This is a genomic window from Thalassospira sp. CH_XMU1448-2 (assembly GCF_037027285.1).
Classification (GTDB): domain Bacteria; phylum Pseudomonadota; class Alphaproteobacteria; order Rhodospirillales; family Thalassospiraceae; genus Thalassospira; species Thalassospira profundimaris_C.
On sequence record NZ_JAYMEA010000003.1, the window covers coordinates 507,644 to 520,437 of the forward strand.

The following is a 12,794-nucleotide window of genomic DNA, read 5'->3' on the forward strand; positions in this document are numbered from 1 at the left end:
TTCAGGATAATCAGGCGTGCAGTGGCATAAGCGGATCATCAAAAGCGACACGATGCGCAGCACTTTGTGCTGGCTTGCGGCAACCTATGTCCGTTTCATTCGTCGAACCGGACGCTGGGAAACCAAAGGCGGCGATCATCCCGCTCATTATCTGACAGAGGGCAAACCCTTCATTGTGGCGTTCTGGCATCAGCGTCTTTTGATGATGCCCTATACTTGGCGTTCGGTCGCAGGTGATCGCCCGTTCAACATGCTGATTTCGTCTCATCGTGATGGTGAAATCATCTCGCGAACCATTGCGCAATTTGACATCAAGACAATTGCAGGATCGACCGGCAAGGGCAAAGGCGGTGCCGCTGCCCTTCGCCAGATCCTGAAAGTATTGAAAGCGGGCGAAGTCGTTGGCATGACGCCCGATGGCCCGCGAGGCCCGCGTATGCGCGCATCCGACGGGATCATTCAGGCCGCTCGCATGGCAAATGTGCCTATTTTCCCACTGACCTATTCCGCCTCCAACCGCAAGGTGATTGGCAGCTGGGACCGGTTCATCCTGCCATTACCGTTCTCTCGCGGGGTATTTCATTGGGGGGAGCCGATCTTTGTCGATCGCAAACTTGACGATGCCGGACTGGAAGCCAAGCGGCTGGAACTTGAAAATGCCCTGACCGCGCTGACACAAAGCACGGACGTCGCCCTTGGCCTTAACGCCATTCCGCCTGCCGGGCCAGACGAAGTGCCAAAACAGAAACGTTCTGCCATGGCAGCAGGGGAAACCGGGCAATGAGCCTGTTTTATGCATATCGCGCAGCAACCCGCCTGCTCGGACCAGCACTCCATTTCTATCTGAACCGGCGCAAGAAACGCGGCAAGGAAGATCCCGGTCGCATCGGTGAGCGGTTCGGTCATCCAAGTGCCATGCGCCCCAAGGGGCATCTTGTCTGGATCCACGGCGCAAGTGTCGGAGAATCCCTTTCGGCTCTTCCCGTCATTGACGAAATTCGCCGTCGTTACCCCGGTTTGTCCGTTCTGGTCACCACGGGAACCGTAACATCGGCGGAATTGATGCATGCCCGCCTGCCCAAGGGGGTCATTCACCAGTTTGTTCCGATTGATCGCCAGGTCTGTGTCGCGCGTTTTCTCCATCACTGGAAGCCCGACATTGCCCTTTGGCTTGAAAGTGACCTTTGGCCGAACATGCTGACCAAGGCGCATAAGGCCGGGGTAAAACTTGCACTGCTGAATGGCCGTATCTCGGAAAAAAGCTTCAAGGGATATTCCCGCTTCCCGTCCTTTATCCGTCCGGTCATTGCCGCCTTTGACCTTGTTCTGACCCAAAGCGATGAAGAAAGTCGACGCTTTGAAAGTCTGGGTGCAAGCAATGTAAAAACGGTCGGCAACCTGAAATTTGCCGCCCCGCCGCTTCCGGCGGACGCAACCGAACTTGCCAATCTGCAAGAACAGATCGGTCAACGCCCGGTCTGGCTGGCATCAAGTACCTTTGCCGGGGAAGAGCACGTTGCCGGTGATATCCACAAAAAGCTCGCCCATGAACAGGTCGGACTTCTGACCATCATTGTGCCACGTCATCCCGACCGCGCCGAGGATATCGAGGAAGACCTGATCGCACAGGGATTGCAAGTTGCCCGGCGAAGCCGCGGCCATGCGATCACACCGGGAACAGATATTTATCTTGCCGATACCATTGGCGAGCTCGGCCTGTTCTACCGTATCGCACCGGTCTGCTTTATGGGCAAAACCCTCTGTGCAAGTGGCGGCCAGAACCCGCTTGAACCGGCCCGGCTTGACTGTGCCATTCTGCACGGCCCGGATATGAGCAACTTCACCACAATCAGTGAAGAAATGCGCGCCGTCGGAGCGTGCCGCCTTGCAACGGATGCCGATGATCTATGCCGTCAGGTTGGTGCCTTGTTGCGTGATCACGCCGCAGCACGAAAGGTTGCCGCCGCGGCCCTTCAATACGCCAATTCCAAGGCCGAAGTCCTTGAGCGCACCGTTGATGCCTTGCGCCCGTTAATGGCGCAAAAAGCAATCGACGAGGTGGATCATGCGTGATCCGCTTTTCTGGCGGCAAGATGGCCTTGTCCCGAAAATCTTAAGTCCGTTGTCCCTGCTTTGGCAGGCAGGTGCCTGTATCCGCAACAAATCCACCACCCCACGTCATCCGGGGTGCCCCGTATTTTGCGTGGGCAATTTCACGGTTGGTGGTGCGGGCAAAACCCCGACCGCTGTTGCGCTGTATGACATTCTGACAGCACTGGGTCGCACCCCGCATTTTGTCAGTCGCGGATACGGGGGATCGGTCGCCGGGCCCCATCGCGTTGATCCCGTTCATGACACGGCATCCGGGGTTGGGGACGAGCCCCTTTTGCTCGCACAGCATGGCCCTGCATGGGTATCGCGTGAGCGCTTTCTGGGTGCCGAAACGGCCCGTAACGCCGGTGCGGATGCCATCATTCTCGATGATGGCTTACAGAACCCGTCCGTGATCAAGGATTGCAGTTTTGCCGTCATCGACAGCCGGTACGGGATTGGCAATGGCCGTGTCATGCCTGCTGGTCCAATGCGTGAAACGCTGCTCAGTGGTTTGGAGAAAGTCCGCGCCATCATCCTGATCGGGGATGAAACGCCCGCCTTTATTACCAACCTTCCGGCATCCGTCCCTGTGTTGCGTGCCCGGATCGAGCCGATCAACGGATCAGAGTTTGCAGGCAAGAAAGTCCTGGCCTTTGCCGGCATAGGACGCCCTCAAAAATTCTATGACACCCTGAAATCAATTGGTGCCGGGATCGTTGCAACAAACGACTTTGATGATCATCATGTGTTTACAACCGACGAGCTAAAGACCCTGCGCATGAATGCAGCACGTCTGGACGCAACACTGGTTACGACGCAAAAAGATCTGATGCGCTTGCCTTTGGAAAGCCGTGTCGGCATAAACAGTCTCGACATTCGACTGGTGTTCGAGACACCCGATCAGCTTGCCCAGATTGTGAAGACAGTACTTGCCGATGGATAAGAACAGCAATCTCTACCGGATGCGCCAAAAATACATCTCCCACCCGCTTCAGGGGTTCGGGGCGTATCTTCTTTATTGGCTGTTTGCGATCATGCCGGTTGATATGGCGTCAAATTTCGGCGGCTGGTTACTGCGCACCATTGGCACCAAAGTCGGACAATCCAAAAAGGCGCGAAACAATCTGATCAAGGCCTTTCCTGAAAAGTCCGCTGACGAGATCGAAAAAATCATCGCCGATATGTGGGAAAATCTTGGCCGGTCTGCGGCCGAAATACCGCATCTGCATAAAATGCGGCCCGGTGGTTCCCGCATTGAAATCGTCGGTGCGGAAAATGGACGTGCGCTTAAAGATGACGGCAAACCCGGTCTGTTCTTTACCGGGCATATCGGCAACTGGGAAGTCAGCATGTGCATCGCAGTCGTGCTTGAGATGGACATGATGAGTGTCTATCGCGCACCGGACAATCCATGGGTGGATGATCTGTTCATGCGCGCGCGCAAGACTTTCCGCGGGCAATTGGTGCAAAAAGGCCCCGATGGTGCACGCAAACTGACACGCTTTATGAAACAGGGCGGTCATGCCTGCATGCTGGTCGATCAGAAAATGAGTGACGGCATCCCGGTCCCGTTTTTTGGCCGTGATGCGATGACTGCCCCCGCACTTGCGCAATTTGCCCTGAAATATGACGCACCGATCATTCCGGTGCGGGTTGAACGACTACAAGGTGCGCATTTTCGCATGACGTTCTATCCGGCACTTCCAGTCACCAGAACCGGCGACCGCCACGCTGATGTCGCCAAGATCATGACCGATGTAAACGCGGTTCTGGAATCCTGGATACGCGAACGCCCGGAACAATGGCTTTGGGTTCATCGCCGCTGGCCGAACTGATCTGCTTGAAATTCCGGCCGGTGCATTAACCCAATAGGAACACCATTGCCTCAGACTTGCGGCTTGATGTTCTGATCGAACGCTGGAGTCCCCCTTTTTGAGCCGTTTCCTGGTCATTGTTTGTTTATTGATTGCCGGATCGATGTTTGCCGTTTGGCCAAGCATGGCGCTTGATCAGGACGTTTCTGAAATCCGCAGCACAGCGCGCGACATCCGCTTGCAGGTCTCCGAACTCGACAAACAGCTTAAGGAACATTTGCGCAAGGCACTTGAGGAATATGGCAATCGCGCAGTGGAATGCTCGGATGACCAGCCGCGTGCCACCCTTTCCGAATGTGTCGAGGCCGATGCAAACAGCCTGATCAAAACCACAATCACGATTGCGCGCGCTGGCGATAACGAAGACGATCTGACAGGTGACCTTGCCGATACCGAGGAACGGTACGCTCTTTTCACCCAGCAAATGAACAAGACCAATGATCTTTTGGCACGTGCCGGGGCCAGACTTTATCTAAGCGGACTTGATGTTGCACCGGAAATGGATCAGCTTCGACACAATGTGATCGCCTATATCGAGCTTAAACAAGCCAATGAATTGCGCACAAAACAGGCCCTTTTGATTGCAACCGTTGCCATCATCCTGATTGCGATTTTCTCGCTGATCTTCGCCGTGATCCAGCGTTTCAGATAGGTTTGGAATTTGCAGGCGCACTTTGTCGCAAGACAAATGGTCTTGAACAAAAACACAAAGCCCGTTACCCGATAACACTGACTTTCACACGCCCCTAAAAGCAAAAGGGAACGCCATGACCGAAACCTATTGGCAGGATATTCTTGTCGCCTTGCGCCAGATTATCCGGGCGACGGATTTGCATTCAAAGCGCGTGATGAAAGTGTGCGGCCTGACCATCCCGCAGGTGATGGTTCTGCGCGCCATTGACGAATTGCAGAATGTCACGGTCAAACGGATTTCCAACCATGTGTCGCTCAGTCAGGCGACTGTCACGACAATTCTGAACCGCCTTGAACAGCGCGACCTTGCCGAACGCCGCCGCAGTTCAACGGATAAACGTGTGGTAAATACCTTCCTGACCGAGGCCGGACGTGCCGTTCTGGCCACCGCACCCACCATGCTTCATGAAGAATTCATCAAGCAGTTCGAAGGCTTGCCCGACTGGGAAAAGACCCAGCTTCTCTCATCCATGCAGCGTGTAGCTTCCATGATGAATGCCGAAAACATCGACGCGGCACCGTTGCTTGATGTTCGGGCCGTCGACGACGTCCCGCGTTAAGAGGTTCGGAAACCATATTACAAAGACATGGCCACCGAGTCCTTTGGTTAAAAACCTGAAACACGGAAAATTCCCGGTGAACCTGCCTGACTGAAGTGCATTTGATTTGCCGAACCTTGTCAGGCCAATACCTTATTCCCGAACACCTTTTTCAACATTACCCCTGCGATAACTGATCCCCGATCACATCCGTGGAAAGTTTCTGCTTGCCTTTTTATATTATGATCATAATTTTATATTAAATTACGACCATAATTTAATTCAACATGCCAGTCGGCATCGCTTGAGAAGGATCACAGAAATGACCATCGGAAATCAGGTTTTAAGTCGCAAATCCGGGCTGCGTGTATCCCAACTGGCCCTTGGTACCGGCAATTTCGGCACGGGCTGGGGATATGGAAGCGATTTTGCAGAGGCAAGAAAGATTTTTGACCGCTATGCAGAGGCAGGCGGATTTTTCATTGATACCGCTGATACCTATCAGGTTGGCCAGTCCGAAGAATTCGTTGGTCAACTGATTGCCAATGACCGCGACCATTTTGTGCTTTCAAGCAAATATACAATGGGTGCCGAAAATGATGGCAGCATCAGCAAGTCGGGCAACAGCCGAAAAAACATGGTCCGCTCGGTCGAAGCCAGCCTCAAACGGCTAAAAACAGACCATATCGACCTCTATTGGGCACACTTCACCGACGAAACCACCCCGATGGAAGAAATCATGCGGGGCTTTGAAGACCTCGTACAGGCCGGGAAAATCCATTATGCGGGCCTTTCAAATTTTCCGGCATGGCGCATCGCACGCGCGGACATGATTGGCGAACTTCGCGGCTGGTCGCCGCTTGTTGCTATTCAAACCGAATATAATCTGGTCGAACGCAGTGCTGAGCGCGACCTGATCCCGATGGCCGATGCCCTTGGACTTGGCATCACCACCTGGTCACCATTGGCAGGTGGCATGTTGACCGGAAAATACCGCAACAACGAACAGGGCCGCCTGCAGGGGCTGGGGGGTATTCTTGTTCACTCTGAACAATCAGGTCGCAAAACTGCAATTCTTGATACCGTCATCAGCATCGCGACAGAGGCCGATACAACACCTGCAAATGTCGCCATTGCATGGCTGCTTGATCAATCCCGCAATCTGTCGACCGGCATGGTTCCGATCCTCGGGCCCCGTACCCTGTCCCAACTTGACGCGACACTTGGTGCGCTTGATGTTCATCTGACACAGGATCAAATTGACAGACTGACGTCGGTAAGCGCCTTTGAGCGCGGCACACCCCATGATCAAATCCAGTCCCTTGGTGCGCAGGCGCGCGGTGGCGACAAAATCATTCGTCGGGCAAGCTTTGTCACCACCGCGTGACAGCGCTGTTTCTTCATGCTTTAAGCAACCCTTCCCGATTTACGCATTCGGGAAGGGTTGCTCCACCAATGAACCGGATTTTGCCATGCGTTATGATGCCAGCCACAAGGAAGAAACCCGCAAACGCATTCTTGCCAGTGCGTCGCAGACCATCCGTCTCAAAGGGCCGGATGGCGTTGGCGTTGCCAAGCTGATGTCAGAGGCCGGTCTGACCCATGGCGGCTTTTATGCCCACTTCAAATCCAAGGAAGACCTTGTCGCACAAACCATCACCGAGATGTTTGAAACAACCCTTATTCATCTGACCAGAACATTGGCAAACGGTACACCATCTCAGGGTTTGCGTCTTTACATCGATCTTTATCTGGGGCGTGACCACCGTGATCACCCCGAAACAGGATGCCCGATGGCAGCACTTTCAGGTGATGTAGCCCGTATGGACGCCGCCGGAAAACAGGCCTTTGGACGCGGCCTTTCCATGATGCATCAGGTCATCACGGAACATCTCGAACAGATCGAACCGAAATCCGTCGATACCGCATCTTTGGCAAAATCCCTGACAAGTGAAATGGCCGGGGCCCTTGCCATGGCACGGGCAACCTTTGATGATGAACAAGCCGAAAGCATCCTTGCTTCCAGCCGTCGGGCCGTCAAGGAACGGGTCGGGTTATTCTGATAAGTCAGTCTTTCGAAATGCTGATGTGATGCCCGTTGCGTCTTGCATCGCCGACGGCAGAAAAAGTCATGCCATCCGCACTGACCTTGGCGGCATGCACCCCGCCAAAGAACATATCTTCGCTGTCCCAACGGCTTTGATTTTCAAGACTCAGTTGATCAAGCAAGGCGTCATCAAATCCCGGTTCAACGGATAGAAGATCATCCTCAACATGCATGCGCGGTGCGGAAACCGCCCCATGCAGGGTCATGTCAAAGGCATCGATATTCAACAGGACCTGAAGCATCGTCGATCTGATACGATTAGATCCGCCCGACCCCAATGCCACCGAATTCCCGTCATCGCCAAGGTAAAGCGCAGGCGTCATCATGGATGTCATCCGAACGCCGCACGGCCATAGATGGAACCCGTCGGGTGAAAGATCAGCCTCGCCCAGCATGTTATTCATCATGATCCCGGTTTTCGGAACGATCCGGCCCGATGTCGATCCGTTCGATATCGTCGCAGCCGCAAGGTTCCCGTCTTCATCAACGACCGAAATATGGGTTGTTCCCTGCTGGCTCAACGGGCGTTCGCCGATCATCAGGCGATACCGTTCGCAAAGCTCGTCGGCAAGAATGGCCGAGGTTGCGCCATAATCCCCGCGAACCAGCCCCGTGGCATGAATAATCCGTGACATGGCTTCAAGATGACGGGCCGATCCGAAACTCCCCAAGGACATCTCGCGCGCCAGCTTAAGCCCAAATCCGACCAGAACACCGCCCGATGCCGGTGGCGGGTTCAGAATGAAGCGTCCCTTTCGCCCGCTGACAAGCAGCGGATCACGCACCAGAACACGATAGGCTGCCATATCCCCGGCACCGAGATACCCACCGAACTCCTTGCATTCCGTTACCAGCGCATGCCCCAGATCACCGCGATAAAACCCGTCTGCCCCGGTTCGCACCAGATAATCGATGCTATCTGCCAGGTCGGTTTGGACGTGAAGCGCGCCACTCTCAAGCAGTTCAAACCCGGCCTCGTCGGTGTGGCCCGGTTTACCAAAGATTGTCCGGCTATCGGGGGCAAACGCCAACAAGGGTTCAACGATCCCCATCACATAGCGCTGAAAGTCATCGAGAACCACGCCATCCCGTGCGGCGATCATGGCCGGTTCAGCCAGTTGCGCCATTGGCAAACGGGCCAGATCGGCATGGATTTTAAACAGGCCCGCCACAACACCCGGTGTCGCAGCTGAACCGTATCCGCCATGAAATTCCTGGGTTACGCCACCGGCAAAGGTCGCAAGGCGGCTCTCGAATTCCAGATCTTCGCGGGATCGTTTTTCAAGTGGCGTTTCGACAAAGAAATCATAAAGGCGCGGCGGTTTGCCCGCAGGACGCGCCATGACAAAGCCACCACCGCCAAGGGATGCCAATACGGGTTCGGCAACACAGGCCGCCCACATCGCAGCCACCACCGCGTCAAACGCATTACCACCTTCTTCAAGCACACGGGCAGCCGCAAGTGCTGTGACATCATGTCCTGCGGCGACGGCCCCGTGCTTTTTCATGGTTTGCGTTTCCCGTCAGTTGTTGGCGTTTGCCGCCTTTTGCGCTTCTTCCATCGGCGGGACCAGCAATTGGGCATCGACCCGTGCGGCCCCGACATTGATCCGCCAATCCAGATGCGGCCCGGTCGCCCGGCCCGATGCCCCCACCTTGGCAATCACATCCCCCTGCCTGACCACATCGCCAACTTTGACATCGATTTCAGCCAGATGCAAAAAGGCCGACACCATACCCAGTCCGTGATCAAGAAACAGCGTCGCCCCGGAAAAATACATATCGGGATGGGCCAGCGTCACGATCCCGTCAGCCGGTGCCACAACCGGCGTTCCGGTCGGAACGGCAATATCTACTCCCCAATGCGGGGATCGCGGTTCGCCATTTAAAATGCGTTGCGATCCATAGACACCGCTGATCGGACCAATCGCTGGCCAGATGAACCCGTTTTCTAGGAAGTTCTCGGTAAAGCGTTCGACACGTGCTTCGCGGGCCTGACGGTTATCATCCTTGATCCGGTTCATGACCTCGGGATCGGGGGTGACCATCTTTTTGGGCAGGCCATCAATCCGCTGAATGTCAAACGCGCGATCACCAATGTCATAGGCGAATTCTTCGGTGCTGCCGTCCGAATGCCGGATTGTCAGCTTGGCCGGGCCTTCATAGTCGCGCGGGAAGCCGATGATGAAACGACCATCGGGTGCAATGGTATCAATCGCTTCATCATCCAGAAAAATGGCATCGCCCGCCGCTGTCTGGCCAAAGACAATCCCGCCCTGAACAAACTGGCCTTTATAGGTCGGCTCGGCCGCCTGTGCCGTGATGCTGGCGCCCAACAGACTGGCGGCTGCGATAATGGTTTTAAATGCCAAGCGCATTACAAAAGGCTCCCCTGTCTGTCATCTTCCTGTGGTCGCGGATTTTTCTTCTTTGACGGTTTCGGTTTGGCGGATGTTTCGGGCGCCGATGTGGCAAGGTTCGGATCAGCGATGTTAGCACTATCATCCTGGCGCTGCACTGGCGCGGGATCCGGGGTTCCAACGCCCTCGCCCGCCGTAACACGGGTGATGCCGTCGCCCATCTCAAGATCATAGGGCTGGCCGGTCACCAGATCGCCCGACTTGCCAACAAGGTTGCCCGCACCATCCCGCACGACCGCAAAGCCGCGTTTAAGAACATTGCGATAGGAATAGCTTTCCAGAAGCCGGTCGTAACGCGCCAGTCCTTCGGCCTCACGCGTAAGCGTGTTGCGCACTGCCGCCTGCATTCGGCCAGCAAGATCAGCAATTTGTTTGTCCGCGCGCAGGATATCGCGTTTGGCATCGGTCGGACGCAACCCGGCAGATGCCCGGTCAAGTCGGGATTGCTGCATCTGAAGGGCGGATTTCATTGCACCATCCAGACGCAATGCCGCATTTTCAAGACGCCCGCGTTTTTCCGAAAGCTGTTCTCGCGGACTGACAAGACGCGCACTGGCCTCGTTCAGACGCGCACGTGCCTGCGCTGTCAGGTTTACGGCTGCGCGTGGCAAACGATCCGCCCAGTTATCGAGAATCTGCGCACGTTCTTCGAGCATCCTTTTGGGATCACCCAAACCACGCGCCAGACTTTCAAGTGCAGTTTTCTTTTCAAGACCCAAACGACGGACCGCCTGTGCCAGTCGCAGACCATCTTCCTCGACCTGACCGATCAGGTCCATACGGACCGGCACGGCCTTTTCGGCCGCCCCGGTTGGCGTTGGTGCGCGCAGGTCTGATACGAAGTCAATCAGCGTCGTATCAGTTTCGTGCCCGACCGCCGAAATCACCGGAATATCGGAGTCCGCCACCGCACGGGCAACGACTTCCTCGTTAAAGCACCACAAATCTTCAAGCGATCCGCCGCCACGCGCGACGATCAAGACGTCCGGACGGGGGATTTGCCCATAGGGTAAAAGATCATTAAAGCCCCGCACGGCCTCGGCCACCTGTTCGGCAGCACCCTGCCCCTGAACCAGCACCGGCCACAAAAGAACCCGGCGCGGAAAACGTTCGCGCAGACGATGCATGATATCGCGGATCACCGCCCCGGTGGGAGAGGTCACAATACCAATGACATTGGGTAGAAACGGGATCGGCTTTTTACGATCCGGGTCAAACAGACCTTCGGCGGCAAGTTTCTTTTTGCGTTCTTCAAGCAGTTTAAGCAGCGCGCCTTCGCCCGCCACTTCCATGCTTTCAATAACGATCTGATATTTCGAACGGCCCGGGAATGTCGTCAGGCGTCCTGTAACGATGACTTCCATGCCGTCTTCGGGCACCAGACCAAGTTTGGTCGCCTGCCCGCGCCAGCACACGCCATCAAGAACCGCCTTGTCATCCTTGAGTGCCAAATACATGTGGCCGCTGCTGGCCTGTTTAAAGCCGGAAATTTCCCCGCGCACCCGGACAAAGGAAAAGGCATCCTCGACCGTGCGTTTGAGCGCATTGGACAAATCCGAAACCGAAAATTCGGGCGTATTTCCCGATTTCACAGGGGTTTCCGGTACCGGGGCATAGGGGTCGAACAAATCTTGCGTCATCAAGGGTACTTTATGCTAAAAGCCCGCACATTGAATCATTTTGCGGGATGGCGTTTGGGTCTAGCCTAGTTCATCGCGCATGGACCATCAAGCAATCGGACAAGTCGAAGGATAAAGTCATGAAGGTTCTGGTCGTTGGCGGCGGCGGACGTGAACACGCATTGTGCTGGGCCATTGCGCGCAGCCCGCGCATTTCCAAACTGTGGTGTGCACCGGGCAATGCCGGGATCGCGGATTCCGCCGAATGTGTCGCGATTTCCGATGGCGATATCGACGGTCTGGTAACCTTCGCCAAGGACAATGCCGTCGATCTGGTGGTTGTCGGCCCCGAGGCCCCGCTGGTGGCTGGCCTTGTTGATGCGCTCGACGCGGCGGGTATCAAGTCGTTTGGTTGCTCCAGGGCCGCAGCCCAGCTTGAAGGCTCCAAGGGCTTCATGAAGGACATGGTCGCAAAATTCGGTGTCCCGACCGCGGCCTATGGCCGTTTCACCAATCCGGCAGATGCCAAGGCATTTGTCGAAAAGCATGGCGCGCCGATCGTGGTAAAAACCGACGGTCTGGCAGCGGGCAAGGGTGTCACCATTTGTATGACAAATGACGAAGCCTTTGCCGCGATTGATGAATGCATGATTGGCGGCAAGTTTGGCGATGCTGGCGCGGAAATCGTGATTGAGGAATTCCTCAAAGGTGAGGAAGCCTCATTTTTTGCGGTTTGTGACGGCGAAAACGTTATCCCGCTGGTCGCAGCCCAGGACCACAAGGCGGTTGGCGAAGGCGATACGGGTCCGAATACAGGTGGCATGGGCGCCTATTCCCCGGCCCCGGTTTTCACCGATGCGGTCGAAGCCAAAGTCATGGAACAGATCATCGTCCCGACCGTCAAGGGCATGGCCAATGAAGGCCATCCGTTCAAGGGCGTACTGTTTGCCGGTCTGATGATTGACGATGAAGGCAACCCAAAGCTGATCGAATACAACATTCGTTTCGGTGATCCGGAATGTCAGGTCCTGATGACCCGTCTGAAATCAGACGTTCTTGATATCCTTGATGGTGCGGCGACCGGCACCCTCGATAAAGTCAAACCGGAATGGCATGACGAAACCGCGATGGTGGTTGTCATGGCAGCAAAGGGCTATCCGGGATCTTATGAAAAAGGCACCGAGATCAAAAATGTCGCGGCCGCGGATGCCATGGACAAGGTCAAGGTTCTGCACGCTGGCACCAAAATGGATGGCGACAAGCTGGTTGCGACCGGTGGCCGCGTTCTTGGCGTAACCGCACGCGGCACGACCGTTACCGAAACCCAGCAACGCGCCTATGAGGCCGTTGATGCAATTGACTGGGACGGTGGTTTCTGCCGCCGTGATATCGGCTGGCGCGCAGTTGCCCGCGAACAGGCATAAGCCGTTCCAGATCGGATTTCCAAA

At 55.5% G+C, this 12,794-nt stretch carries 12 protein-coding genes; 9 read left to right on the top strand and 3 right to left on the bottom strand.

Going from position 1 to position 12,794, the window contains the following annotated elements:
- Positions 1-16: 16 nt before the first annotated feature.
- From WA318_RS14865 to WA318_RS14900, 8 genes are all read left to right on the top strand, one after another.
- Positions 17-784: a lysophospholipid acyltransferase family protein gene (locus WA318_RS14865; protein WP_336082316.1), complete on the top strand. Its 768-nt coding sequence runs from the start codon at positions 17-19 to the stop codon at positions 782-784.
- Entirely contained in the window at positions 781-2,073 is a 1,293-nt protein-coding gene (locus WA318_RS14870) for a 3-deoxy-D-manno-octulosonic acid transferase (RefSeq protein WP_336082318.1), read from the top strand. The genes WA318_RS14865 and WA318_RS14870 overlap by 4 nt, the downstream gene beginning before the upstream one ends.
- Positions 2,066-3,037 (top strand): tetraacyldisaccharide 4'-kinase, encoded by a 972-nt coding sequence (gene lpxK / locus WA318_RS14875; RefSeq protein WP_336082320.1) that lies wholly within the window; start codon positions 2,066-2,068, stop codon positions 3,035-3,037. Before WA318_RS14870 ends, lpxK begins: the two co-directional genes overlap by 8 nt.
- On the top strand, positions 3,030-3,929 hold the full coding sequence (locus WA318_RS14880) for a lipid A biosynthesis lauroyl acyltransferase (protein WP_336082323.1): 900 nt from the start codon (positions 3,030-3,032) through the stop codon (positions 3,927-3,929). Before lpxK ends, WA318_RS14880 begins: the two co-directional genes overlap by 8 nt.
- A 97-nt stretch (positions 3,930-4,026) precedes the next feature.
- A complete protein-coding gene (locus WA318_RS14885; RefSeq protein ID WP_336082325.1) occupies positions 4,027-4,620 on the top strand; it encodes a hypothetical protein in 594 nt (197 codons plus the stop codon).
- Positions 4,621-4,735: 115 nt separating this feature from the next.
- The gene (locus tag WA318_RS14890; RefSeq protein ID WP_114098924.1) at positions 4,736-5,221 is read left to right on the top strand and encodes a MarR family winged helix-turn-helix transcriptional regulator; all 486 of its coding nucleotides are present in this window, start codon (positions 4,736-4,738) and stop codon (positions 5,219-5,221) included.
- 301 nt (positions 5,222-5,522) lie between these two features.
- Positions 5,523-6,587: an aldo/keto reductase gene (locus tag WA318_RS14895; protein WP_114098923.1), complete on the top strand. Its 1,065-nt coding sequence runs from the start codon at positions 5,523-5,525 to the stop codon at positions 6,585-6,587.
- An 85-nt stretch (positions 6,588-6,672) separates the two neighbouring features.
- A complete protein-coding gene (locus tag WA318_RS14900) occupies positions 6,673-7,263 on the top strand; it encodes a TetR/AcrR family transcriptional regulator (RefSeq protein WP_336082330.1) in 591 nt (196 codons plus the stop codon).
- A gap of 4 nt (positions 7,264-7,267) precedes the next feature.
- Here the strand turns inward: WA318_RS14900 and WA318_RS14905 are convergent, their stop codons facing one another.
- The 3 genes from WA318_RS14905 to xseA are packed head-to-tail and all read right to left on the bottom strand — an operon-like array spanning position 7,268 to position 11,367.
- Complete coding sequence (locus WA318_RS14905) at positions 7,268-8,815, bottom strand: gamma-glutamyltransferase (protein ID WP_336082332.1); 1,548 nt, start codon at positions 8,813-8,815, stop codon at positions 7,268-7,270.
- A gap of 15 nt (positions 8,816-8,830) precedes the next feature.
- Complete coding sequence (locus WA318_RS14910; protein ID WP_114098920.1) at positions 8,831-9,685, bottom strand: M23 family metallopeptidase; 855 nt, start codon at positions 9,683-9,685, stop codon at positions 8,831-8,833.
- Positions 9,685-11,367, bottom strand: coding sequence for an exodeoxyribonuclease VII large subunit (gene xseA, locus WA318_RS14915; protein WP_336082336.1), 1,683 nt, complete (start codon positions 11,365-11,367; stop codon positions 9,685-9,687). The genes WA318_RS14910 and xseA overlap by 1 nt, the downstream gene beginning before the upstream one ends.
- Before the next feature lie 119 nt (positions 11,368-11,486).
- On the opposite strand from xseA, the gene purD reads away from it, so the two are divergent.
- Positions 11,487-12,770, top strand: coding sequence for a phosphoribosylamine--glycine ligase (purD, locus tag WA318_RS14920; protein WP_336082338.1), 1,284 nt, complete (start codon positions 11,487-11,489; stop codon positions 12,768-12,770).
- Positions 12,771-12,794: the final 24 nt, after the last annotated feature.

What these genes read in the sequence shown, in the direction of transcription:
- WA318_RS14905 (WP_336082332.1), bottom strand. Translation starts at nt 8,815, where the DNA reads ATGAAAAAGCACGGGGCCGTCGCCGCAGGACATGATGTCACAGCACTT.
- purD (WP_336082338.1), top strand. Translation starts at nt 11,487, where the DNA reads ATGAAGGTTCTGGTCGTTGGCGGCGGCGGACGTGAACACGCATTGTGC.
- WA318_RS14895 (WP_114098923.1), top strand. Translation starts at nt 5,523, where the DNA reads ATGACCATCGGAAATCAGGTTTTAAGTCGCAAATCCGGGCTGCGTGTA.
- xseA (WP_336082336.1), bottom strand. Translation starts at nt 11,367, where the DNA reads ATGACGCAAGATTTGTTCGACCCCTATGCCCCGGTACCGGAAACCCCT.
- WA318_RS14880 (WP_336082323.1), top strand. Translation starts at nt 3,030, where the DNA reads ATGGATAAGAACAGCAATCTCTACCGGATGCGCCAAAAATACATCTCC.
- WA318_RS14910 (WP_114098920.1), bottom strand. Translation starts at nt 9,685, where the DNA reads ATGCGCTTGGCATTTAAAACCATTATCGCAGCCGCCAGTCTGTTGGGC.
- WA318_RS14890 (WP_114098924.1), top strand. Translation starts at nt 4,736, where the DNA reads ATGACCGAAACCTATTGGCAGGATATTCTTGTCGCCTTGCGCCAGATT.
- WA318_RS14870 (WP_336082318.1), top strand. Translation starts at nt 781, where the DNA reads ATGAGCCTGTTTTATGCATATCGCGCAGCAACCCGCCTGCTCGGACCA.
- lpxK (WP_336082320.1), top strand. Translation starts at nt 2,066, where the DNA reads ATGCGTGATCCGCTTTTCTGGCGGCAAGATGGCCTTGTCCCGAAAATC.
- WA318_RS14900 (WP_336082330.1), top strand. Translation starts at nt 6,673, where the DNA reads ATGCGTTATGATGCCAGCCACAAGGAAGAAACCCGCAAACGCATTCTT.